General features: G+C 66.8%; 24 protein-coding genes. 5 read left to right on the top strand and 19 right to left on the bottom strand.

The window, feature by feature from the left end; genetic code table 11:
- Window position 1 precedes the first annotated feature (1 nt).
- The 5 genes from ACEN9N_RS03415 to ACEN9N_RS03395 form a co-directional block, all read right to left on the bottom strand.
- Window positions 2–490, bottom strand: coding sequence for an aromatic-ring-hydroxylating dioxygenase subunit beta (locus ACEN9N_RS03415; RefSeq protein ID WP_495655356.1), 489 nt, complete (start codon window positions 488–490; stop codon window positions 2–4).
- Window positions 490–1,803 carry an aromatic ring-hydroxylating oxygenase subunit alpha gene (locus ACEN9N_RS03410; protein ID WP_495655355.1) on the bottom strand — a complete coding sequence of 438 codons (1,314 nt, stop codon included), beginning with the start codon at window positions 1,801–1,803 and terminating at the stop codon, window positions 490–492. The genes ACEN9N_RS03415 and ACEN9N_RS03410 overlap by 1 nt, the downstream gene beginning before the upstream one ends.
- A gap of 16 nt (window positions 1,804–1,819) precedes the next feature.
- The gene (locus tag ACEN9N_RS03405; protein ID WP_495655354.1) at window positions 1,820–2,812 is read right to left on the bottom strand and encodes a PDR/VanB family oxidoreductase; all 993 of its coding nucleotides are present in this window, start codon (window positions 2,810–2,812) and stop codon (window positions 1,820–1,822) included.
- 16 nt (window positions 2,813–2,828) lie between these two features.
- On the bottom strand, window positions 2,829–4,313 hold the full coding sequence (locus ACEN9N_RS03400; RefSeq protein WP_495655353.1) for an indolepyruvate oxidoreductase subunit beta family protein: 1,485 nt from the start codon (window positions 4,311–4,313) through the stop codon (window positions 2,829–2,831).
- A 137-nt stretch (window positions 4,314–4,450) separates the two neighbouring features.
- Entirely contained in the window at window positions 4,451–6,643 is a 2,193-nt protein-coding gene (locus tag ACEN9N_RS03395) for a thiamine pyrophosphate-dependent enzyme (protein ID WP_413313458.1), read from the bottom strand.
- A gap of 145 nt (window positions 6,644–6,788) precedes the next feature.
- Between ACEN9N_RS03395 and ACEN9N_RS03390 the strand changes: the two genes are divergently transcribed.
- Entirely contained in the window at window positions 6,789–7,271 is a 483-nt protein-coding gene (locus tag ACEN9N_RS03390) for a MarR family winged helix-turn-helix transcriptional regulator (protein WP_007831268.1), read from the top strand.
- Window positions 7,272–7,289: 18 nt separating this feature from the next.
- On the opposite strand, the gene ACEN9N_RS03385 is transcribed toward ACEN9N_RS03390, so the two are convergent.
- The 6 genes from ACEN9N_RS03385 to orn form a co-directional block, all read right to left on the bottom strand.
- A complete protein-coding gene (locus ACEN9N_RS03385) occupies window positions 7,290–8,174 on the bottom strand; it encodes a quinone oxidoreductase family protein (protein ID WP_495655352.1) in 885 nt (294 codons plus the stop codon).
- A complete protein-coding gene (locus ACEN9N_RS03380; protein ID WP_495655351.1) occupies window positions 8,171–8,968 on the bottom strand; it encodes an alpha/beta fold hydrolase in 798 nt (265 codons plus the stop codon). Before ACEN9N_RS03380 ends, ACEN9N_RS03385 begins: the two co-directional genes overlap by 4 nt.
- A complete protein-coding gene (locus ACEN9N_RS03375; protein WP_007831273.1) occupies window positions 8,965–9,969 on the bottom strand; it encodes a 3-hydroxybutyryl-CoA dehydrogenase in 1,005 nt (334 codons plus the stop codon). The genes ACEN9N_RS03380 and ACEN9N_RS03375 overlap by 4 nt, the downstream gene beginning before the upstream one ends.
- A complete protein-coding gene (locus tag ACEN9N_RS03370; protein WP_495655350.1) occupies window positions 9,959–11,032 on the bottom strand; it encodes an NAD/NADP octopine/nopaline dehydrogenase family protein in 1,074 nt (357 codons plus the stop codon). The genes ACEN9N_RS03375 and ACEN9N_RS03370 overlap by 11 nt, the downstream gene beginning before the upstream one ends.
- A gap of 212 nt (window positions 11,033–11,244) precedes the next feature.
- Window positions 11,245–13,158, bottom strand: a complete 1,914-nt coding sequence (locus ACEN9N_RS03365) for a DEAD/DEAH box helicase (RefSeq protein WP_495655349.1) — start codon at window positions 13,156–13,158, stop codon at window positions 11,245–11,247.
- Between the two features lie 253 nt (window positions 13,159–13,411).
- Window positions 13,412–14,008 (bottom strand): oligoribonuclease, encoded by a 597-nt coding sequence (gene orn / locus ACEN9N_RS03360; RefSeq protein ID WP_042673080.1) that lies wholly within the window; start codon window positions 14,006–14,008, stop codon window positions 13,412–13,414.
- A 60-nt stretch (window positions 14,009–14,068) separates the two neighbouring features.
- Between orn and ACEN9N_RS03355 the strand changes: the two genes are divergently transcribed.
- The 3 genes from ACEN9N_RS03355 to rsgA are packed head-to-tail and all read left to right on the top strand — an operon-like array spanning window position 14,069 to window position 16,668.
- A complete protein-coding gene (locus ACEN9N_RS03355) occupies window positions 14,069–15,328 on the top strand; it encodes a M48 family metallopeptidase (protein WP_413313467.1) in 1,260 nt (419 codons plus the stop codon).
- 26 nt (window positions 15,329–15,354) lie between these two features.
- Entirely contained in the window at window positions 15,355–15,705 is a 351-nt protein-coding gene (locus ACEN9N_RS03350; protein ID WP_007831287.1) for a 4a-hydroxytetrahydrobiopterin dehydratase, read from the top strand.
- Between the two features lie 12 nt (window positions 15,706–15,717).
- On the top strand, window positions 15,718–16,668 hold the full coding sequence (rsgA, locus tag ACEN9N_RS03345) for a ribosome small subunit-dependent GTPase A (RefSeq protein ID WP_413313469.1): 951 nt from the start codon (window positions 15,718–15,720) through the stop codon (window positions 16,666–16,668).
- A 12-nt stretch (window positions 16,669–16,680) separates the two neighbouring features.
- Here the strand turns inward: rsgA and ACEN9N_RS03340 are convergent, their stop codons facing one another.
- The 8 genes from ACEN9N_RS03340 to rpsP form a co-directional block, all read right to left on the bottom strand.
- On the bottom strand, window positions 16,681–17,706 hold the full coding sequence (locus ACEN9N_RS03340; RefSeq protein ID WP_413313471.1) for a hypothetical protein: 1,026 nt from the start codon (window positions 17,704–17,706) through the stop codon (window positions 16,681–16,683).
- Window positions 17,707–17,719: 13 nt separating this feature from the next.
- A complete protein-coding gene (gene hisC / locus ACEN9N_RS03335) occupies window positions 17,720–18,811 on the bottom strand; it encodes a histidinol-phosphate transaminase (protein WP_413313473.1) in 1,092 nt (363 codons plus the stop codon).
- A gap of 16 nt (window positions 18,812–18,827) precedes the next feature.
- A complete protein-coding gene (locus tag ACEN9N_RS03330; RefSeq protein ID WP_495655348.1) occupies window positions 18,828–19,829 on the bottom strand; it encodes a CobD/CbiB family protein in 1,002 nt (333 codons plus the stop codon).
- A 41-nt stretch (window positions 19,830–19,870) separates the two neighbouring features.
- Window positions 19,871–20,611, bottom strand: coding sequence for a CoA pyrophosphatase (locus tag ACEN9N_RS03325; RefSeq protein WP_007831299.1), 741 nt, complete (start codon window positions 20,609–20,611; stop codon window positions 19,871–19,873).
- Between the two features lie 124 nt (window positions 20,612–20,735).
- Complete coding sequence (gene rplS / locus ACEN9N_RS03320; RefSeq protein WP_007831302.1) at window positions 20,736–21,113, bottom strand: 50S ribosomal protein L19; 378 nt, start codon at window positions 21,111–21,113, stop codon at window positions 20,736–20,738.
- 110 nt (window positions 21,114–21,223) lie between these two features.
- Window positions 21,224–21,970 carry a tRNA (guanosine(37)-N1)-methyltransferase TrmD gene (gene trmD / locus ACEN9N_RS03315; protein WP_413313476.1) on the bottom strand — a complete coding sequence of 249 codons (747 nt, stop codon included), beginning with the start codon at window positions 21,968–21,970 and terminating at the stop codon, window positions 21,224–21,226.
- Window positions 21,971–21,986: 16 nt separating this feature from the next.
- Complete coding sequence (gene rimM, locus ACEN9N_RS03310; RefSeq protein ID WP_413313478.1) at window positions 21,987–22,541, bottom strand: ribosome maturation factor RimM; 555 nt, start codon at window positions 22,539–22,541, stop codon at window positions 21,987–21,989.
- 16 nt (window positions 22,542–22,557) lie between these two features.
- Window positions 22,558–22,821 carry a 30S ribosomal protein S16 gene (rpsP, locus tag ACEN9N_RS03305; RefSeq protein ID WP_007831311.1) on the bottom strand — a complete coding sequence of 88 codons (264 nt, stop codon included), beginning with the start codon at window positions 22,819–22,821 and terminating at the stop codon, window positions 22,558–22,560.
- Window positions 22,822–23,001: 180 nt separating this feature from the next.
- Between rpsP and ACEN9N_RS03300 the strand changes: the two genes are divergently transcribed.
- A complete protein-coding gene (locus ACEN9N_RS03300; RefSeq protein ID WP_007831312.1) occupies window positions 23,002–23,526 on the top strand; it encodes a GNAT family N-acetyltransferase in 525 nt (174 codons plus the stop codon).
- Window positions 23,527–23,531 lie beyond the last annotated feature (5 nt).

The following is a 23,531-nucleotide window of genomic DNA, read 5'->3' as shown; positions in this document are numbered from 1 at the left end:
CCTAGATGAAAAGCTGCACGGCTGGCAGCGCCGCGTCGCAGTTGAGCAGGTTGACGCGCTTGAGCGCCATGCGCAGCGCGCCATCCTGCACCGTGAGGTGATGGAAGAAGGTGCCGACGTAGAACTGAAGCTCGTCGCCCTGCGATTCGGTGTAGTGGAATCCAGTGCGCACCACGAAGCGGTTGGCCTCGGCGTCGAATTGCTCGACCACCGGAACCTGCAGCAGGTGGTGGCAGCGGCTCGGCGGCTGTTGCGAGAAGGCGCGCGGGCTCTTGAGGCGCTCGATGCGCAGTTCGCGCAGCAGCTTGTCCTCGTAGAGATGCGAGGTGTGGTTGAGGCCGTCTTCCTGGTCGGGAACCAGCGGCACCCAGTAGAAGGCATCGTCGGTGAAGAGTGCGTTCCACTCCTCATAGCGGCGCGTGTCGAGCAGGTGCGCTTCGGTCACGACGAAATCGATCAGGACCTGGCGGGTGACTTCGATGCCGGCCATCACATGGTCTCCGTCATGCGCTGGACCCATGCGCGGTACTGGTTGCGCATCGGCAGCTCGTTGGTGCCGCCCGTGGTGATCTCTCCGCCCTTCAGCTCCGACGCGTCGTAGTCGCGGTGCAGGCTGACCCACTCGTTGCCGCTCGCATGCAGGCCTGCCTGCATGCCGCGGTAGGCCTGCAGGTCGTCATGCCCCACCACCGAGAACGGCGAGTTGATGAGCCGGTTGTACATGGTGGTGCGCTGCAGCAGCTCGGGCGGCGCGCCCTTGAGGCGGAAGGTCCAGCTCTCGATCAGCGTCCTGTCGGCCGAGATCGGCTTGACCACGCGGATCGCCTGGATCGCGCCCTTGATCGTGAGGTTCGGGTAGTACACCGTGTTGTGGCGCGCCATGCCGAGGATCTGCGCGGTTTTTTCCTCGCCGTAGCGCGCCTTCATGGCGTCGTCATAGGCCGGGATCGCCTTGTACTTGCTGTGGATGCTGAAGTGCACGCCCGTGAAGCTGTGGCCGTTGTCGTAGGTGCGGATGCCCATGTCCTCGAAGAACTTGTAGTCGGACATGAAAGGCACGAACTGCTCGACCGCCATGGGCTTGGGCTCGTCGGCGGGCTTGTCGGCCCACATGCGCTTGGCGGTTCCGGCCGAGGATTCGTGCGCCACCATGGGGTGCATGGTGTCGTTGAGGTTCTCGACGAACATCTTCCAGTTGCACTGGTGCATGAAGCGCAGGCAGCCGCCCGCGATCTCGAGTTCGCCCTCTGGCGAACGGTCGGCCATGTTGTCGATGGAGCTCAGCGAGTCGCCGAAGTAGTCGTCGAAGTCCGGCCCGGCGTCGTTGATCTTCACGAAGATGAAGCCGCGGTGGCTGCGCACGTGCTTCAGCGTCGTCAGGCCCTTGGCCGATTCGCACGCGTGCAGTTCGGTGTTCTCGTAGCCGGTCTTCAGCGGAATGGCCAGCAGCGAACCGTCGGTCTTGAAGGTCCAGGCGTGGTACGGGCAGCGGAAGAACTTGCCGGTGTTGCCGCAAGGTCCGTTCACCAGCCGCGAGCCCTTGTGCGCGCAGCGGTTCATCATCGCGCGCACGCTGCCGTCGGCGTGGCGAACGACGATCAGCGGACGACCGGCGATCTCGTTGCTGATCCAGTCGCCGGGCTTCGGCAGCTGGCTCTCGTGGCCGACATAGTTCCAGGTGTTGGCGAAGAAGTGCTCCTGCTCCAGCTCGAACAGTTCCTGGCTGGTGTACAGATCGCGGTGCACCTGGTCGTTGCGCACCAGCGCGCGGACGGCTTCAGGGTTGTCTCGGTATGAAGGCATGGTTCTCGTGGCTCCTTCAGAGGTCGAGCACCAGGCGCGCACCTTTGGCGCGCGAGATGCAGATCTGGATGACGTTGCCGGCCGCTTTCTCGCGGGCGGTGAGCACGTAGTCGCGATGCTCGATCTCGCCTTCGATGACGGGCACGGCGCACACGCCGCATTCGCCGCGCTTGCAGTCGAACATCGGGTCGCAGCCGTGCTCGATCAGGCAATCGAGGATGCTCTGGTCGGCCGGCACTGTGAAGCGCTGGCCCGACTGGGCGAGTTCCACCTCGAAGGGCTGGTCGCCCGCTTCCGCGACCGGCTCGGTGAAGAGTTCGAAGTGCACGCGGTCGTGCTCCCAGCCGCGCGCCTGGGTGCGGGCCAGCACGGCGTCCAGCATGACCTTGGGGCCGCAGACATAGAGGCGGTCGCCAGCGGGCACGCCGTCGAGCAGCGCGTCGATGTCGAGAGGCGCACCGGTTTCGGCATCGGCGTGCACGCGCAGGTCTTCGCCGAGCAGCGCCTGCAGCTCGGGCAGGAAGGCCATCAGCTCGCGGCTGCGGCCGGCGTAGTGCATGCGCACCGGCGCCTCTTCGGCGCGGCGGCGCGCGGCCATGGTGGCGAGCGGCGTGACGCCGATACCACCCGCCACCAGCACGGTGCCGCCGGGACCGGTGTGCAGCGGAAAGTCGTTCTTCGGCGCCTCGATGGCGACGGTATCGCCTTCTTTCAGCTGCTCGTGCATGAAGCGCGAGCCGCCACGGCCTTCGGCCTCCCTGCGCACGGCGATCACGTACTCGGTTGGTGCGTTGGTGGCGTTGCGCGCGGTCGCGAAGTTGATAAGCGAGTAATGGCGCCAGTCGGTCTTGCCATCGGGCAGCGACACCTGCACGCGGATGTGGGAGCCGGCCGCGAAGCCTGGCAGCGCGCGGCCGTCTTCGGCGCGCAGGCGCAGCATGCGGATCAGCGAATTCAATGCCCGCGCTTCGACGACGCGCAGCGAGAGGATGGCGGAGGGTGCGGTCATCTTCGTTGTCTCTTCGTCAGGCCAGTGCGTGCAGCGCCAGTGCAGCCTGCAGCTTGTGGCCGTGTTCGTCGGCCAGTGCCGAGTCGCGCAGTTCGCGCAGCGTGGCCGGTGCCAGCCCCGCGCCGGCGCGCTCGACGGCACGCATCACGGTGTCGTAGTTGCGAACGCCGCGCTCGTGCGTGTCGCTGTAGCCCTTCACGAGCCGCTGGCACTGCGCGAGTTCGACGGCGAGCTCCGGGTTGCGCTGCGCAGTCGCGGCGATGCGCAGCAGCCATTCCTCGATGCGGCGGTTCTCTTCGGCATAGCGCATCGTCGACAGGCGCCAGCGCTTCATGGCTGCCACCGTGCGCAACATCAGGTAGCCGCGCAGCGAGCTGGTCCGGATCACGCGGCCGTGCTGCGTGAAGCGCTCGACGAGCTTCTTCGGCAGCGTCGAATCCATGAGCCAGCGGCCGATGCCACCCGGCAGCGTCTCGCAGATTTCCTGCAGGCGTGGGTGCATGTATTCGTTGATGGCCAGCACCTGGCCCGGCTGCACCCGCGCCTCGCCTCGCACGCGCTCGAAGCGGGTCGCGCGGGTCTTCAGGGCCGCGACGCGGGCGGTGTCTTCGTAGGACATCCAGAGCGCAAGATGGCGCGCGGTTTCACGCAGCAGCCGGTGGTCGCCGGCCGGCAAGGCCGCCATGCGGTCGAGGTACAGGCCGGCGTAGGCCGGGTCCTGGTAGTCGATGAGGCGGCGCACGCCTTCGAGCAGGAAGTCTTGCGCGGCAGCCGGAAAGTCACGCTGTACGCGCTCGACCAAGGCACGCACGGCCGGGTGGCGGGGTTGCGGTGCCGGCGTGGCGAGCGGGGCCTCTTTCACCGGCTCGCCGTCGTCGCCGCCCTGCGCGCGGGCGAATGCGGCACCGAAGGCCTTGAGGCTGGGCTTCACACCTACGCCGCCGCGTTCGATCGTCGCCTCGAACTGCGCACGGCTGAACGGCAGCACGCCTGATCCTGCCAACGCACCAAAGAGCACAGCGCTGATCACGCTGCCCGAAGCCTCGGCCGCCTGTGCCATGTCGAAGCGGATGAAGCGCTTGGCGGCCCGCGCCGTGTGCGCGAGCAACTGGTCGCTGTCGACGCGGCCGTCACCCAGCGCACTCTTCTCCGCGATCGAGAACACGCGGTGCGTGGAGGCGATCAGCGTGGTGCGGTCGTTCGTGACCAGCCCGCGCTGAACTGCGCGTCCGGCCTCCATAAGCTCCGACGCCAGCACCACGTCGACATCGCCCGGCAATGGCATCAATGCGAGCACGGGTCGGCCGCCGTCCGCCTCGGCCTGCGCGCTCGGATAGAGCTCGACGTAGTAGATGGTTGCGCCCGTGCGCTGCGCCACGCCTGGCACCGACGTGGTCTGCGCCACGTAGCCATTGGCCTCGCCCATGTCGACGATCCAGTCGGCCAGAACGCCGCCTCCCTCCCCGCCCATGGCGAGGATCGCGATCTTGATCGGGCTCATGGCTCCCCCCCAGTCTTGCTCACTTCGTGTAGCCGCCAACCCCCTACCGGGGACGATACCTGCGGCCCGGCAAAGCCGGTTCCGCGGCATCCCTGGCACTTCGACGCAATGTCTTCGCTTTGCATGGAGGGACTCATTCAGAAGGCATAGGCTTCACGGCGGCGAGCCTCGCCGCGCTGCAGCCAGCCGATGACGGCAGCGCGCACACGCTCGCGCAGCAGGTCCCAGCGGCTCGGGTTGCTCACGATCTGCGCCTTGTAGAACGAGGGGCACAACACGGCGGCGTGCGAAACCTCGCCGCACACGCCGCAACCCACGCAGCTGTCGAGCACGGTCGCGACCGGGTCGGTGCGCAGCGGATCGGGGTTGGGCTTGATCGACAGCGACGGGCAGCCCGACAAGCGGATGCACGAGTGGTCGCCGGTGCAGGTGTCGGCGTCGACGCCGAACTTCTCGCGCACCATGCGCTTGCCGTCGGCGATGGCCTTGCGTACCAGCGGCTTCTCGCGGCGTTGCTTGTTGAGCATGCATTCCGACTGGGCGATCAGCACCTTCGGGCCCCGGGTCTTGGTGGTGAGCGCTTCTTTCAGCGCATCGCGCATGCCGGCGACGTCGTAGGTTCGGCGCAATGTCTTGACCCACTCGACGCCCACGCCGCGCACGGCGCGCTCGATTTCGTGGCCGGTGCTGCGCGTCTTGTTGACGGCGTTCGACGAGAGGATGTCCTGCCCGCCCGTGGCCGAGGTGTAGTTGTTGTCGACGACGATGGTGAGGTTGTCGCTCTTGTTGAAGACCGCGTTGGCCACGCCGCTGGTAAGGCCGTTGTGCCAGAAGCCGCCGTCGCCCATCATCGAGATCGCGCGCTTGCCGGCCGGCGCGTTGAGCGCGGAAGCACCTGCGCCGCCGAGGCCGTAGCCCATGGTGGTGTTGCCGATGTTGAAGGGCGGCAGTATGGAGAACAGGTGGCAGCCGATGTCTGCGCTCACGTGGTGCGGGCCCAGTTCGCGCTCGACCAGCTTCATGGCGCTGAAGATGGGGCGCTCGGGGCAGCCGGTGCAGAAGCCCGGTGGACGGGCGTGGACCACTTCACCCAGCGCCGTGGACGGCAGTGCGGGCTCGGGCGCGGCATCGACGCCGATCGCTGCGACCTCCACCAGAGGGATCACCTTGCGCACGGGGGCGGGCACCGGCAGCGGCGCGAGCCGGTCGTAGCGCTCGCAGAAGCTGCGTGCGCCCTTCAGCAGTTCGGATGCGGTGTACTCGCCGGCCACGAGCAGCATGTCCTTGCCATGCAGCGCGGTGGTGGAGCCGGCCTGGCGCAGGATGGTCGCGAGGTTCTGCTCGACGAAGTTGGGCTGGCCCTCTTCCACGACCAGCACTGCGCGCTTGCCTTCGCAGAAGCGGATCACCTCGCTCTCGATGACCGGGTAGGCCACGTTCATCACGTAGAGCGGTACCTGCGTGTTGCCGTACACGTCGGCCAGGCCGAGCCGCTCGAGTGCGCGCAGCAGCGTGTTGTAGCTGCCGCCCTGCACGATGATGCCGATGTCGTCGGCGTCTTCGGAGAAGAATTCGTTGAGCTGGCGCTCCTCGATGAAGCGCACGGCCGCGGGCCAGCGGTCCCGCACCTTCTCCTGCTCGTGCACGAAGCTCGCGGGCGGCAGCACGATGCGCCCGACGTCGCGCTGCGGATTCTCGAGTGCGTCCTTGAGCGTGAACTTCGCGCGCTTGTTGTCGCCGGCGATGAAGTGGCCGTGCACATGGCAAGCGCGGATGCGCAGCTGCAGCATCACGGGCGTGTTGCTGGCTTCGGAGAGATCGAAGCCCTGCTTCACCGCATCGACGATGCTCGGCAGGTTGGGCCTCGGGTCGAGCAGCCAGATCTGCGACTTCATGGCGAACGCATGGCTGCGCTCCTGCATGATCGACGAGCCCTCGCCGTAGTCCTCGCCCACGATGATGAGCGCGCCGCCGGTCACGCCGCCCGACGCCAGGTTGGCCAACGCGTCGGAAGCCACGTTGGTGCCCACGGTGGCCTTGAAGGTGACGGCGCCGCGCAAGGGGTAGTTGACCGACGCCGCAAGCGTGGCGGCAGCAGTGGCTTCGCTTGCACTGTTCTCGAAGCGGATACCCTGCTCGGCAAGGATGTCCTGTGCGTCGGCCAGCACATCCATCAGGTGCGAGATGGGCGCGCCCTGGTAGCCCGCCACATAGGAAACTCCGGATTCGAGCAAGGCCTTGGTGACCGCCAGAATGCCCTCGCCACGAAAGACATCTCCGCCAGAAAGCCTCAGCTTCTTGACTTCTTCGACGAACGAACGCTCAGCCATTAGGGGTCCTTCTTCCTTCGCGTGGGAGGATGCGCTTCAGGTGCCACATCACGCTTCCTATAATGTTGACAAATGAATGTATCCACAATCATGAATTACCCTAGACATGCAAGCCGCGTGCCCGCGGCGACTGTGAGGTGCCTTCATGGCTGAACCAGATCCATCCACCGAATCGCATCGCTTCGTCGACGACTACCTGCCGGCGCTGCTGGCACAGGCCAGCCAATTGATTTCCTCGGAGTTCCATGAGGTCGCGCGGCAGCAGGGGTTCTCCGTGTCGGAGTGGCGCGTGATGGCATCGCTTGCGGGCAGCGAGCCGATCAGCATCGGCCAGCTCGCACAGGTAACTGTCACCAAGCAGCCGACGGTGACGCGGCTGCTCGACCGCATGGAAGCGCGCGGACAGGTCGAACGCCTGCCCCATGAAAGTGATCGCCGCATCACGCTGGTGCGCATCACGCGCAAGGGCTTGAAGGCGGTGGAGCATCTGATGGAACTCGCGCGCGACCACGAGCGGCGCGTGCTCGAACCCTTCGGGCTGCGGCGCGCCGAAGAGCTCAAGCAGACGCTGCGGCAGATGATCGACCTGCATGTGCACGTACCGGTCGAGGGGCCGGAAGAAGACTGAGTCTCCGCGCCTCGCTGGTCAAAGGCGAGGCACGAGAACAGCCCGTCCGCGGTGGCCGCGTTGCGCAATCCAGTCGAGCGCGCCGGCCGCATCGTCGAATGCGAAGGGCCGAACGTCCAGATGCAGGCGGCCGTCGGCCAGCCTTGCGAGCAACTCGGGGGCAGCGGCGCGGCCGGCCGATTCACGCCGGAACATATTGAGCGGCAGAAGCGCGACATCGCGTTGCAGGAAGTGTGCAATGTCCAGCTGCAGCGTCGGGCCGGCGGTGTAGCCGGTCAGCACCGCGCGCCCACCGGGGCGCACCGCAGGCAGGACTTTCGCAAGGACGTCGCCGCCGACGGTGTCGATGAGCAGGTCGGCGCTGGCCGCGGGCGGTGCTTCGGCATTCGCATCGACGGCCGTCGCTGCGCGGCCCAGGCTGCCTGCCAGCTGCATCACTAGCGAGCCGACGGCACCGCTCGCGCCGGTCACCAGCACCTGTTCACCGGGCCGCAGCTTCGCGACGTCGTGCAGCGCCACCCAGGCCGAGGTGCATGGGGAAAAGAACGCGGCACCCAGCGTCATCGGAACGCCGTCAGGCAAGAGTCCCAACGCTTCGTCGGGCGCATCGACAAGTTCGCACCAGGTGCCATCGAAGAGCGTGCCAAGTCCGCCGCCGCGCAGCCACACGCGCTGGCCGACGTCGTAACGTTCGCTCGCGACGACGGTGCCCGCAGCCTCCACGCCGGGCGTGTAAGGCAACGGCGGATGCCGCAGGAAGCTGCCGCGCCACACGGTGCGGTCGATGTGGCCGACCGTCGCGGCTTCCATGCGCACGATAGTGCGGCCCGGCCTTGCGACGGGATCGGCCACCTCTTCCAGCACGGGGACTGCATCGAAGCCGTGGACGCGCACGGCCTTCATGGCAGCGTCGCCAGAAAGTCGAGTACCGTGCGCGCGAAGGTATCGGGCATCTGATCGGGCAGCGGCACCATGCCGCCTTCGATGTCGACGATGCGCGCGTGCGGCAAGTGATGCCGCAGCTGCGCCGCATGCGGCGCCGCGAACGGATCGTCGGTGGCGCGCACGATCAGCGTGGGCTGCGCGACAAGGCCGATGCGTTCTTCCATGCGGTACGACGCGACGGCGCGATGGCCCTCTTCGACGCGTTCGACCTTCAACGCATCGCGCACGAAGGCTTCGAGCAGTTCGGGCCGCCCCGGTGGATAGAAGCTCTGGCGCTTCTGCCATAGTGCAGCGAGATGGGAGCCATCTTCGCTTGGCGCGACTTCATCGATGGGCGGGCGCCGCGCACGCGCGCGGCGAAAAGCTTCGTCGGTGCAAGGCGTCGACGACAGCACCAGGCTGCGCACGCGATCGGGAAACGCGGCTGCAAGCTCCACTGCCACGACGCCGCCGGTGTGGTGGCCCACCACGTCGGCCTGCGCGATGTTCAACACGTCCAGCAGTTCGCACGCCACGCGCGCCCATTGCCCGATGCTCGCGGGCACGCCGCCGTCCGCGGAGTCGCCGAAGCCGGCAGTGTCCATCGCAATGGCCCGGCGCTGCGCGCCGATCAACGGCAGCACGGCGCGGTACTCGGCCCAGCTGCGCGGCGACTGGTGCAGCAGCAGCACCACCGGCGCGCTGCGGTCGCCGCATTCCGCAAAGTGCACCTGCCCCACCGACAGGTCGGCAAAGGCGCGGCGGATGCTCATGGCAAGGTCTCGTCGGCCGGCGCGCGCCACAGGCCCGCGTGCCGCAGTTCGCCGAGCGTGCGCGAGAGCACGTCGCGCCGGTAGGCTGCGACGTCGCGGCCCGCGTAATCGTAGAAGCCGCTGCCGCTCTTGAGGCCGAGCCGCCCCTGCTCGACCATGCGCCCGACGATGGCCGGCGCGGTGTAGCGGCCGGCATCGAGCGAAGCCGACATCTCGCGGCTCGCGTGATGCAGGATGTCGCAGCCGCCGAAGTCGATGAACTCGACCACGCCGAGCGCCGCGAAGCGCAGGCCGAGGCCGTAGCGCGTGGCCTTGTCGATCTCCTCGGCTGTGGCGGAGCCCTCCTCGATCATTCGCGCGGCTTCGTTCATTACCAGCGCCTGCAGGCGCGGCACGATGTAGCCGGGCGACGCGCCGCAGACCACGGGCAGCTTGCCGATCTCTTCCATCAGCGCCTTGGTGCGCGCGAGCACGGTGGCATCGGTGCCCGGATGGCAGCTGAGCTCCACCACCGGGATCACGTAGGCCGGGTTGAGCCAGTGCATGTTGAGGAAGCGCTCTGGCAGCCGCACGAGTGCGGCCAGCTGCGTCACGAGGATGCTGCTGGTGGTCGAGGTGAGGATGGCGTCGTCGCGGCAATGGCGGTTGAGATGCTCGAAAGCCTCGCGCTTGGCCTCCATGGTTTCGGGCACGCCTTCGAACACGAGTTCGGCGGCGGCGAGCACCTGCGGTGCGGCGGCAGCGTTGACGAATTCGATACGCGCGGCGACGCGTTCGACCTGCGAGGCATCGATCACGCCAAGCTGGGCGAGACCCGAAAGGCTGGCTTCGATCTCCGCCCTGGCCTCGTCGCGCAAACGACGCCACGCATCGTCGCTGCGCGGGCGCAGGTCGATCAGCGAGATGCGCCGGCCGGCATAGGCGAACGCGATGGCGATGCCGCGTCCCATGCGGCCCGCGCCGACGGCCGCGAAGCGCGGGAGCACGGCCTCATTCGCCATCGTGCAGCCTCTGCTTGAGTTGGGCGGCGCTCAGGCCGGCAAGGCCGAAGCTTTCGAAAGTGCGAGGCCCGCGCCGAAGGTCGCGGCCGAGAAAGCCGCCGACGATGGCCAGCAGGCCATGGGCGATGGGCGCATCCACGCCCGCATGGCGCGCGGCCGAAGCCAGGAAGGCGAGGCCGAGTTCGGTGTCCTCGGTGATGTAGCGGTGCGTGTGCAGGTCGATGTTCTCACGCCAGTCGCCCGACTTCACGAGCTGCTTGTGCGCGTCGCCGTACATCCACTGGTCGTTGTTGTAATGGTCGGCCAGCGGATAGTGCGGCGCGCCCTGCCCGAAGGCTTCGCGCACGGCGATGCGCTCCTGGTCGAGCCGGTCGGTCACATCGCGCACAGCGCGCTGCGTGCCTTCGTTGTGGATGTCCCAGCGCTCGAAGTGCTGCAGCGGCGCGGCGTTCATCACCATCAGCGGCGGATGGATGACGGGGCCGGCGTTCATCAATGCGCCCGAGAGCGCGTCGCCGCAACCGTGCACGGCCGGGTAGGCCTTGCGGATCACCTCGATCGCGTCGGCCTCCTTGCGCGCCGGATAGATGCCGGTCGGCAGGCGGATGGCGCGGATGGTGACGTTCACCTCGCGTTCGCCGTGCTTGCGCGCGAGGTACGGCAAGGTGCCGGTCTCGGCCCAGGCGACGTCGGCGCGGCTCCCGGCCTCCTTCACCGTCCTCGCCATCACGTAGCTGCCGAAGGTGCCCGGCGGCAGGAACACGACTTGGCCATCGACCAGATGCGGCGCCATCGCGAGCGCGATGTCGTGCTGGGCGATGGCGGGCGTGGGAATGACGATCAGCTCGGCGCCCTTCAGGGCAGTGCCGATGTCGGCGGTCGCCAGCGCAATGGGCACCTCGCGGGTGCCTTCGGCGTCTTTCAGAGTGATCGCGCCGGCGCGGACGACGGGCTCCAGTGCGGCGGCATCGCGGCGCCACAGGCGCACCTCGTGGCCGGTTTCAGACAGGTCGGCGGCGGCCGCATAGGCGCCATGACCACCCCCAAGAATCGCAATTTTCATGTCGAAAGTCGAAAAGCAGGTGTCGATGAACCGGCGGCCGCAGGACGGACCCGGGGAAGCAATGCGCCATTACATTACTTTTCATCGATTCAGGTGTCAATCAAAATCAAGCGACACCGTACCGCTCGGAAACCCGAAATGAAAAAGCCCGCGTTCGTGAGAAGCGCGGGCTTTCGAGGAGACGAGGCGGCTGTCAGGCCGCTCGGCAAGGATCAGCGGCTGGGCTTGAACGAGCGCTTCTGCGCGTCGCGGGGCACGAACACCTTGCCCTGGCCGCCATGGCCTGCGCCATTGCCGCGGGGCGCGAAGCCTTCACGCGGTGCGAAACCTTCGCGGGGAGCGAAATCACGGCCACCACCATTGCCGCCGCCGCGCGGGGCGCTGTCGCCCCAACCCGGCTTGCGACCATAGCCGCCGCCTTCGTCACGGCCGCCGCCGAAGCCGGCGTTGTGACCGCCGCCATGGCCGTGGCCCTGGCCGCCGAAGCCACCGCCGCGCGGTGCCGGGGGACGCGAGCCGCGGTCGTTGAAGCCGCTGGCGCCTGCGTAGTTGCTGTTGCCGCCGCCGAAGCCGCCGCCATTGCCACCGCGATGACCGCCGCCGCCGAACTTGCGGTCACGCGAATGATTGTCGCCGCGGCCGCCGCGGAACTCGCCTTGCGGCGGGCGCGATTGCGGCATGCGCTGTTGCGGTTCCATGCCCGGCACCACTTCGGCCTTGAACTGCTGGCGGCTGTAGTGCTCGATGTCCATGATCTTGCGGCGATCGCGGAACTCGGCGAACGTGACGGCAATGCCGTCGCGGCCTGCACGGCCGGTGCGGCCGATGCGGTGGGTGTAGTCCTCGGCCTTCATCGGCAGGCCGAAGTTGAAGACGTGGGTGATGGTCGGCACGTCGATGCCGCGGGCGGCAACGTCGGTGGCCACCAGGATCTGCACCTGGCCCTGGCGCAGTGCCATCAGGCGGCGGTTGCGCAGGCCCTGGCTCAGGGCGCCGTGCAGCGCCACGGCGCTGAAGCCGTCCTGCTGCAGGTCGTTGGCGAGGCCGTCGCACTCGACCTGCGTGCTCGCGAACACGATGGCCTGGTTGATGGTGGTGTCACGCAGCCAGTGGTCCAGCAGCTTGCGCTTGTGCTGGCTGTTGTCGGCCCAGAACAGCACTTGCTTGATGTTCGCGTGCTTTTCTTGCGGGCTGTCGATGGTCACACGCTGCGGCTCGCGCATCACGCGCTGGGCCAGCTGCTGGATGCGCGGCGCGAAGGTGGCGCTGAACATCATCGTCTGCTGGCGCTCGATGGTGAGCTGGTTGACTTCGGCCAGGTCATCGGCAAAACCGAGGTCGAGCATGCGGTCGGCTTCGTCGACCACCAGGAACTTGACTTGGTCGAGCTTGATTTGCGACGAGCGCTGCAGGTCGAGCAGGCGGCCCGGCGTGGCGACGACGAGGTCGGCGTTCTGCAGGCGGGCGATCTGGAGCTGGTAGGGCATGCCGCCCACCACGTTGGCGATGCGCAGGCCGCGGCAGTGGCGAACCAGTTCGATGGCGTCGTGCGCGACTTGCTGCGCGAGTTCGCGCGTCGGGCACAGGATCAGCGCGCCGGGGGTAGCGGGCTTGAAGTGACGGGCGTTGGTCGGGTCCTTGCGCTTCGGCTTCTTCGGCACGGCTTCGCCGCGGGCAGCGGCTTCGGCGGCGAGGCGCTGGAATTCGGCCTTGGCTTCGGCTTCGGCTTCGGCCTGGCGCTTCAGCAGCGTGTGCAGCACGGGCAGCAGGAAGGCGGCAGTCTTGCCCGAACCGGTCTGGCTCGAAACCATCAGGTCGACGAAACGAGCGGTCTGGGCGGCGCCCTCTTGCTCGCCCATGGCGATCGGGATGACCTTTTCCTGGACGGTCGTGGGCTGGGTGAAGCCCAGGTCGGCCACGGCGGCGATCAGCTCGGGCGCGAGGCCCAGCTTGATGAAGCCGTTGGGCTGGGCGGGCTCTTCGGCCACGGCCACTTCGGGAGCGGCTGCATCCAGCGCTTCGAGGATGGGCGATTCGGACACGGTGTCCGAAACAGCGGTGAATTCGTTATGGGTAGCGGATTGCACAGGCGCGAACTCGCCCTGCGCTTCAAAAGCGTCGGTCATGAATATCAATCTCAAACGCGAGCGCTGCCGTAGGCGGCGCCCCGTTGGTGGTTAAAAACATCAACCATCCAACGACATTCAACTTCGGGCTGGTGCCCAAGGCTGCGGCCCTTTTTGATCAGCGAATGCGATCGGGCGCGGTGTGCAAGATAGGGAGATGCAAGAGACGCTGGCCGGGCTTGAAATACCCGCCCGATCAGCGAAGCCTGCGATTATGACATGAACTCGGGTTTTTACCTAATTCCCGGGTTTCTCAATCCGTGAGGCGCAGGAAGGTCTCGCGGTAGTGTGCCAGTTCCTCAATGGATTCATGCACGTCCGCCAGCGCGGTATGCGCCTGCTGCTTCTTGAAACTGTTGTAGGCCGTGGGTTTCCAGCGCTTGGCCAGCTCTTTCAGCGTGCTGACGTCGAGGTTGCGGTAGTGGAAATACGCCTCGAGCTTGGGCATGTACTTGACCAGGAAGCGGCGGTCCTGCCCGATGGTGTTGCCGCACATGGGCGAGCCGCTGCGCGGAATGTACTTGGCGATGAATTCCAGCAGTTGCTGCTCGGCGGCGGCTTCGTCGAGGGTCGAGGCCTTCACTTTGTCGATCAGGCCGCTGCGGCCATGGGTGCCCTTGTTCCAGGCATCCATGGCGTCGAGCACGGCGTCGCTCTGGTGGATGACAAGAACAGGGCCGTCGATGCGGGGCGTGAGGTCGGGGCCGGTGACGACCACGGCGATTTCGAGCAGGAACTCTTTCTCGGGGTCGAGGCCGCTCATTTCGCAGTCGAGCCAAACCAGGTTCTGGTCGCTCTTCTTCAGGGTGGGCACTGCGGCGGGAGGCGTCGGGTCAAGGAATTCGGGCATCGCAGGATTGTCGTCGAAGGCCCCGCGGCGCCAGATACCGAGGACTAAACTCACTGCTTCATGTCCTATTCGCTCATCTTCACCCTGGCCTTTGCGGCCGCACTGGTTGCAGGCCTGCTCGTGAAGTTCTGGCTCGCCTCGCGGCAGGTGCGCCATGTGGCGCTTCACCGCGGCGCCGTGCCAGCCGCTTTCGCGCAGACCATCACCCTCGCCGCCCACCAGAAGGCAGCCGACTACACCATCGCAAAGGCCCGCTTCGGCCTGGTCGAGATGGCCTGGAGCGCGACGCTGCTGCTCGGCTGGACCCTGCTCGGAGGACTCGACGCGCTCAACAGGCTGCTGCTGGCGTGGATCGGCGGCGGCATGGTGCAGCAGCTGGCGCTGTTGGCTGCCTTCGCAATCATCGGCGGACTGCTCGAACTGCCCTTCACTCTCTGGCAGACCTTCAGGCTCGAAGAGCGCTTCGGCTTCAACAAGATGACCTGGAAGCTCTGGCTCGCCGACACGCTCAAGTCGACGCTGCTGGGCGCGGTGATCGGCCTGCCCATCGCGGCGCTGATCCTCTGGCTCATGGGCGCGGCCGGCCAGCTGTGGTGGCTCTGGGCCTGGGGCGCGTGGATGGGCTTCAACCTGCTGCTGATGCTGATCTACCCGACCTTCATCGCACCCCTGTTCAACAAGTTCAAGCCGCTCGACGACCCCACGCTCAAGGAGCGCGTGACGGCTCTCATGAAGCGCTGCGGCTTCGCAGCCAAGGGCCTTTTCGTGATGGACGGCAGCACGCGCAGCGCGCACGCCAATGCCTACTTCACGGGCTTCGGCGCCAGCAAGCGCGTGGTGTTCTACGACACGCTGCTGCGCCAGCTCAACGCGGGCGAGGTAGAAGCCGTGCTCGCGCACGAGTTGGGCCACTTCAAGCATCGCCACATCGTGAAGCGGCTGGTCGCGATGTTCGCCCTGAGCCTGGCCGGCTTCGCGCTGCTGGGCTGGGTGTCGACGCAGGTCTGGTTCTACACGGGCCTGGGCGTGCAGCCCAACATGACGGCGCCCAACAGCGCGCTGGCGCTGCTGCTGTTCATGGCCGCCGTGCCGGTGTTCGGCTTCTTCGTTGCCCCACTGCCCGCACGGCTGTCGCGCAAGCACGAGTTCGAAGCCGATGCCTATGCGGTGGCGCAGACCAGCGGGGCCGACCTGTCGGCCGCACTGCTCAAGCTCTACCAGGACAACGCTTCGACGCTCACGCCCGACCCGGTGTTCGTCAAGTTCTACTATTCGCATCCGCCGGCTTCCGAACGCCTTGCGCGCATGACGGCGGCCTGACCCATTCCCCTTCGACGAAGCCCACCATGAGCAGCATGTTCAAGCCCAAAGACTGGAAGAACCTTCCTCCCCGCAAGTCGCTGAGCGCTACCGAGATCGTTTCGGGCCTCGCAAAGCTCGACGGCTGGAAGCTCACCGGCGACGGCGCCAATGTCGCCATCGAGAAGACCTTCACCTTCGCCAACTACTTCGAGACCATCGCCTTCGTGAACGCGCTGGCCTTCGTGGCGCACACGCAGGACCACCACCCCGACCTGTCGGTGCACTACAACCGCTGCGTGGTGCGCTTCAACACGCACGACGTGGGCGGCCTGTCGGTCACCGACTTCGACTGCGCTCGCCAGGCCGACGCGCTGGTCGCCAGCCCCGCCGCATGACGGACCACGCCCTTGGCTAAGCCCGGCCGCGCCGCGCCCACGGCAACCGCTGCGAAGGCACTCCACGAGGGCCTTGTCGTTGCCAGCCATGGACGCCACTGCCTGGTCGAAACACCCACGGGCGAACGGCTGATCTGCCATCCGCGCGGCAAGAAGAGCCAAGCCGTGGTCGGCGACCGTGTGCATTGGCAGGCCAGCGAGGACGAAGGCACCATCGAGCAGGTGCTGCCGCGGCGCAACCTGTTCTACCGGCAGGACGAGATCCGCACCAAGTCGTTCGCGGCCAACCTCGACCACGTGCTGATCCTGATAGCGGCCGAGCCGGAATTCTCCGAACATCAACTGGCGCGCGCGCTGATCGCGGCGCAGGCCGAGCGCATCGCGCCGATCATCGCGCTCAACAAGAGCGACCTGGTCGAGCCCTTCGAGCGCGCGTGGAACAAGCTGGCGCCCTACCGCCGCATGCACCACGGCGTGCTGCCGCTGTCGCTCAAGGCATCGGGAGAGGCGGACTACGCGTCGCTGATGAAACTCCTGGCCGGCAAATCCACCCTCGTGCTCGGTCCGTCCGGATCGGGCAAAAGCACCTTGACCAACTTGCTGGTGCCGGGCGCTACGGTGTTGACGCAGGAGATTTCGCAGGCGCTGAACTCGGGCAAGCACACGACCACAAGCACCACCTGGTACTGGATCGACGAGGCCCGCACCACCGGTCTGATCGACTCGCCGGGCTTCCAGGAATTCGGCCTGAACCACATCGCGCCGATGCAGCTCGCGGGGCTCATGCCCGACATCGCCGAGCATGCGAACGACTGCAAGTTCTACAACTGCACGCACCTGCACGAACCGGGCTGCGGCGTGATCGCGAACGTGGAGACGGCGAACGGGCCGGGCGCCATCAGCGCGAGCCGCTACAGGATCTACGGCGAGCTGTTCGCCGAGCTGAGCCAGAAGCGGTACTGACCAACGGCTGCCTCAGCCGACCCAGATCCGGTATGACTTCCAGGCCGGATCGAAGGCAAGGTCCAGCGTCGCCGGCAGGTCCATGTCATCCTGCAACGATTGCGCATGCGAGATCGCCGTCTCGGGATCGGCCACCTGGAAGTGCACGGTGCGAACGCCCTCCTCCAGCACGACGTGCGTGCAGCAGCCCGCTTCGTGCGTCTGCAGCCGCGCTGTCAGCCGGTCTTCATAGGTGCGCGCTTCTTCCAGCTCCTCGCCCGATTCGATCGGCGTGGCGACCGACAGGCGGTGGCACAGGTCGGCGCGCCCCACCAGTGCGGTGGCCGCATCGTTGCGCATGACGATCACCTCGACCTCGCGGCCGTCTTCGGCCTCGCGCGTCGCGCTCACGCCCGACCACGCGTGCTCGCCCGGAGGAAACACACCGGTGTGGCCGAGTTCGTCGCGCCAGCAGGTGTCGAACAGTGGCACGAAATCGTCGAGCGGCACGCCATCGAAATCCGCCTGCGCATCGACCTCGACGTGGTCGACCGCCCCGACCTTCACCGCAAAGTCGTACTCGCCCAGGATGTGGTCGAGCATGATGAGGCTCATGTGGCGCGCGTGGTCCTGCATGTCCATCGGAATGGGCTTGGCGAAGCCGATCTCCAGCGCCACCCGGCCCCGATAGGGTTCATGCTTCACGAGGACTTCGGAGCTCGCCAGTTCGAAGTCGTTCATGCGCATGCCGAAACCGTCGCTCGAACGCTGGCGGAAAGCTTCCACCTCCACCTGCGGCAGCCTGGGGCTGCTTTGCACCAGCGCCATCAGGTCCTCGAAGTCGTCCACCGAACCGTGCGCCGTCAGCACGAGCTTGAACGCGGGCGGTTCGCCCGCCACCTCGGCCGACAGCCGAGGAAAGAAAGGCTCCAGCAGTTCGTTGAGCCCCTCCATCAGTTCGCGGGCAGGCAGGGCGCGAAGGCTCTCGAGTTGATCGCTCACTGCCTGCCAGAAGCCTGCGCAGGCCGCCGCGCGCGGGTCGGTGTCGTGGGTCGGCATCGCCAGGGTTCCTTCAGGGAGTCAGGTCAAGAATGTCCTGCAGGCGCTGCACAAGCAGGCTGCATTGCTCGCGTGTGCCGATGCTGATGCGCAGGTACTGTGCGATGCGCGGCAGCCTGAAATGCCGCACCAGCACCGCACGCTCGCGCAGCAGCGCCGCCAGCTCGGCCGCATCGCGCTGCGGATGGCGTACGAAGATGAAATTGGCCTGCGACGGCAGCACCTCGAAGCCCAGGTCTTCGAGCTGGAGGGCGAGGCCCTCGCGGGTGTCAACGACCTTGTCGCGGCTGCTGCGAAACCAGTCTTCGTCTTCCAGCGCGGCCACGGCACCGGCCGAGGCCAGGCGGTCGAGCGGGTACGAGTTGAAGCTGTCCTTCACGCGCACCAGCGCGTCGATCAGGTGCGCCTGGCCGCAGGCGAAGCCGACCCGCAGGCCGGCCAGCGAGCGGGACTTGGAAAGGGTCTGCACCACCAGCAGGTTCGGGTACTTGCCAATCAGCGGCAGCGCACTCTCGCCGCCGAAATCGACATACGCCTCATCGACCAGCACCACGCGATCGGTGCAGGCTTCGAGCAGTTGCTCGATGCGCGCGAGCGGCAGGCCGATGCCGCTCGGCGCATTCGGGTTCGCGATCACGACGCCCGCACAACCCTTGCGGGCGCGCGCCACGAGGGCGTCGACGTCGATGCGCAGGCCGTCGTCGACCGGCTGCAGCTCGCACGCGATGCCATAGAGTTGCGCATAGACCTTGTAGAAGCTGTAGCTCACATCGGGCATCAACAGCGGTTCGGCCTGCTGGAAGAATGCGAAGAAGGCGTGCGCGAGCACCTCGTCCGAGCCATTGCCCGCGAACACCTGATCGGCTTGCAGGCCGTGCCGCCGCGCCACTGCTTCGCGCAGCGCGAGCGAGGTGGGATCGGGATACAGCTCCAGGCCGTTCTCGGCCGCACGCCGGATGGCCTCGATGGCAAGCGGCGACGGCGGGTACGGGTTCTCGTTGGTGTTGAGCTTGACGAGATTCGCGATGCGCGGCTGCTCGCCGGGCACATAGGGTTCGAGCGCGCCGATGCGCGGGCTCCAGAAAGCCGGAACGGGTTTTGCCATTGGGGTTCTTTTTTGCTCAGCCCAGCAGGCGAGCCAATGTGAGCAAGGCCAGCAGCACCATCCACATCACGACCGAGCGCCAGACCAGGCCCACCACGCTGCGCAGATGGCCAGGCTCGGGCTCGCGCCCCGGCGTGCTGCCGCTGTCGACGCGACGGCCATCGGCCAGCGATTCACCGGCCTGTGCGCGGGGCAGCGGATCGGCAACCGGGATCGGGCTCAGCGAGCCGCCGCCCAGGCGCACGTTGACCGCACCCGATGTGGCCGCAAGGATCACGCCGTCGTTCTCGTTGGGAAAGCGCTGCGCGTCATTGCGCCAGCAATCGATCGCTTCCTCGAAGCTGCCGACCACCGCGAAGCCCAGCGCCGTGATGCGTGCGGGCAGCCAGTCGATCGCATGCCAGGCGCGATCCGCGGCCTCCTGCACCGAGACGCTCGACGGCTGCACTGCGGCGCCGTTCTTGTGCGCCCAGTAGCGCGAGACGAACTCGCTCATGCGATAGAACACCGCGCCCGCCGGTCCGAGGCCAATGGCCGCGACGATCGAGAACCACGCGAGCACGCCGAACACATGGCGATGCGCGGCGATCACCGAATGCTCGATGACGTGGCGCACGATCTCGCTGCGCGGCAGGTCGGCCGCGTCGACGCCCTGCCAGTGCGCGAGCAGCGAGCGCGCGAGCGGCTCGTCGCCTTCGTCGAGCGCATCGCGGATGTCGGTGAAATGGTGGCTGAACTGCCGGAAACCCAGCGTGACGTAGAGCACCGCGATACTCCAGAGCACCGCGAAAGGCAACCCCAGCGTGAGCACGAGCAGCCAGTGCACGCCCAGCGCGCCCAGCGTGGGCACGAACACCGCGAGCCCCCAGGCGATCCATCCGTGATGCGGCTTGCCCGCGTCGAAGTTGCGGCTGGTCCAGCGTGTCCACGCCAGCACCGCGCCATACACGGGGTTGTGCGGGCCCAGAGGCCGCACCTGCTCGATCAGCAGCGCGCACAGGATGGCAAAAAAGCTCATCCTTCGATGATAGCGAGGGCGCCTGGAGATTCAGGCGGGATTCAGGCGCTCAGGAAACGGTAAAGATTGCGCAGCATGCCGGCGGTCGCACCCCAGACGAAGCGCTCGTCGGCGCCGTCCTGGTAGGGCATCGAATACCACTGGCGCCGGGTGCCATCGGGGGCGGGCACGGTGTGGTGGCGGTGATTGGCGGGGTCCATCAGCCACGCGAGCGGCACCTCGAAAGCCTCCGCCACTTCGTAAGGATTGATGGTGAGCTCGAAGTCGGGTTGCACCAGCGCGACCACGGGCGTCACGATGAACGAGGTCACCGTCGTGTAGGTCGGCAGGTTGCCGAGCACTTCGATGTATTGCGCAGAAAGGCCAACCTCTTCCCAGGCCTCGCGCAACGCGGCGGCCGCGATGTTGGCGTCCTCCGGATCGACACGGCCACCGGGAAACGCAACCTGCCCCGAGTGGGTCGACAGGTTCGAGGTGCGCTCTGTCAGCAGCACGGCCGCGCCCTGCGGTCGCTGCACGATCGGCACCAGCACCGCGGCCTGCGCGGGAATGCGATCTGTCATTCGCGGTTCGTGGCGCAGTTCGGGTGTCCAGGCGGGCGGCGTGGCGAAACGCGTCCGCAGTGCCTGCGCAGTCAGTTGCGCAGGCGGCACTGCCGGCAATCCCTCGGGTCCGGCCACGAAAGGCACCTGGCGCGGGTCGAACTGCAGCAGTGCGGGCGGCACCACGGCATTGACGGGTTCGACGGAGGTGGCCTGCAGGGGGGCGGATGAGTTGGTCAAGAGATGAAAGGTACCGGAGCCGGATGGAAGAAGTAGAGCGGAAAAATGGAAAGTTGTCTTTGAGCGGGAGCAACAATGCAAAAAGCCGCCAGAGCGGCGGCTTTCTTGCACGAAGGCGAACTGCTTACTTGGCAGCAGCCGTCGACTTGCTCGGCAGCTTTTCCTTGATACGTGCCGAACGGCCGCTGCGGTCGCGCAGGTAGTACAGCTTGGCGCGGCGCACATCGCCGCGGCGCTTGACTTCGATGCCGGCGATCAGCGGGCTGTAGGTCTGGAACGTACGCTCCACGCCTTCGCCGCTGGAGATCTTGCGCACGGTGAAGCCGCTGTTGAGGCCACGGTTGCGCTTGGCGATCACGACGCCTTCGTAGGCCTGCACACGCTTGCGGGTGCCTTCGACGACGTTCACGCTGACGATGACCGTGTCGCCGGGCATGAAGTCGGGGATGGTCTTGCCGAGACGGGCGATTTCTTCCTGCTCGAGGGTCTGGATGAGGTTCATGATTTCCTGATGTTCGATCGTGCCGGGCTACACAAAAGGCGCCTTGGACTTTCGCGGGACAACCGCAAGAAGGCCGGGCGCGGCCGGGCAGAGGATCGGGGAACCGGGAATTATAGCTTTTTTTTCAGCGCGGCCTCATCGGCCTTGCCAAGACGCCCCGCCGCCCGGGCCGCATCGATCAGTTCGGGGCGGCGCGCAGCCGTGATGGCCAGTCGCTGGTCGCGCCGCCAGCGCTCGATCTGGGCATGATGGCCCGAGAGCAGCGGCGCCGGCACGCCCTGCCCGTTCCACTGCTCGGGCCGCGTGTAGTGCGGGCAGTCGAGCAGGCCGTCGAGCGCCGGATTGAAGCTGTCCTGCACGTGGCTGGCCTCGTCGCCGAGCACCCCGGGCTGCAACCGCGCGACGGCATCCAGCAGCGCCATGGCGGCGATCTCGCCGCCCGAAAGCACGAAGTCGCCAAGGCTGACCTGATGGGTGACGCGTGCGTCAATGAAGCGCTGGTCGATGCCTTCGTAGCGCCCGCAGATCAGTACCGCCCCCTCGCTTGCCGACCAGCGCTCGACCGATTCATGGCGCAATGCCTCGCCGATGGGCGAGAACAACACCACGGGAGCTTCCGCGCCGCGCGCCGCCAGCGCCGCATCGAGGCAGGCCGCAAGCGGCTCGGCCATCATCACCATGCCGGGGCCGCCGCCGAAGGGGCGGTCGTCCACGCGCTTGTAGTTGCCCTGCGCGAAGTCGCGCGGATTCCACAGAACGACTTCGACCTGCTTCGACTCGTAGGCACGGCGCGTCACGCCGCTGGCCATGAAGGGAGCGAACAGTTCGGGGAAGAGCGTGAGGACGTCGAAGCGCATGCGCGCAGGCCTCGAATCAGAAATCGGGTTGCCAGTCGACCGTGATGAGCCGGCCGGCCAAGTCGACCTTGTCGACGAAGACCGAGACGAAAGGCACCATCCGTTCGATGGCCTTGCCGTCTTCTTCGGCGGCCAGCACCAGCGTGGTCTGCGGACCGGTGGCGAGCAGTTCGCGCACCGCGCCAAGCACGACGCCTTCGCGATTGACCACCGACAGGCCGATCAGGTCTACCCAGTAGTACTCGTCGTCGCCCGCCGTTGGAAAGCTCGAACGCGGCACGAACACGCGCGCACCGCGCAGCGCCTCGGCTGCGTTGCGGTCTGGCACATCGTCGGACGTGGCGACGATGCAGTCGGAATGTTCTTTGGCTTCGCGGATCGCGAGCCGGAAAGCGGCGTTCGCAGCAGCTCCGGGAGCTTGCAGGAACCAGCGCTTGGAAGAAAAAAGCGCCTCGGGCTGGGCGCTGTGGGGCAGGACCTTGAACCAGCCCTTGATGCCCCATGCATCGGCGATGCGCCCTACTTCAATCGCATCCGCCGGCAATTCGGCGGTTTCGAGTGCGGGCAGCATCGCCGTGCGGGACGGCTTAGGCCGCCGCCTTGGGAGCCGCGGCAGCGGCTTGCTTGATCAGGCGCAGAACGGTGGGCGAAGCTTGTGCGCCGACGCTCTTCCAGTACGCCAGGCGGTCCTGGGCGATACGGATGCTTTCTTCGTTTTCCTTGGCGGTCGGGTTGTAGAAACCCAGGCGCTCGATGAAACGGCCATCGCGGCGAACGCGCTTGTCCGACACGACGATGTTGAAGAACGGACGGCCTTTGGAGCCGCCGCGGGAGAGTCGAATGACGACCATGATTTATCCTTGGGTGGTCAGCAGGCCTTGTGGATGAAGAAAAGGCCCGCTCACAATGTTCTTCCAGCGTCGAGACACGCGACATGGCCACCCGGCCAGCGACACGCTGAAAAGCCTGCGATTATAGCCCGTCCCGCGTTTTCTTCGAATTCCGGCCTTGCGCCACCCGCTTCCACACGCATGCCCCTCACCATCCGCCCCAGCCGCGAAGAAGACATCGCAGCCATCACCTCCATCTACGCCCATCACGTGCTGCACGGCACCGGCACCTTCGAAACGGAGCCGCCCTCCCCTGCCGACATGAGCGCCCGCCGTGCCGACGTGCTGGGCAAGAACCTGCCCTACCTCGTGGCTGAAGAAAATGGCGAAGTGTTGGGTTTTGCCTACTGCAACTGGTTCAAGCCGCGCCCGGCCTACCGTTTTTCGGCCGAAGACTCGATCTACATGTCGGAGTCAGCACGCGGCAAGGGTCTGGGCGCCAAGCTGCTCGCAGCGCTGTCGCAGGCCGCCGAAGCGGCCGGCGTGCGCAAGCTGATCGCGGTGATCGGCGACTCGGCCAATGCGGGCTCGGTCGGCGTGCACCGCAGCCAGGGTTTCACGCACGTGGGCGTGCTGAAAGACTGCGGCTGGAAGTTCGGCGAATGGCGCGACGTCGTATTGATGGAGAAAGTGCTTGGCGAGGGCAGCACAACCCGCCCCGAGTGACACCC

It is taken from the genome of Variovorax sp. Varisp46 (assembly GCF_059491885.1).
The sequence above is the reverse complement of the archived record's forward strand: the minus strand, read 5'-3'. Positions and strand labels throughout refer to the sequence as shown.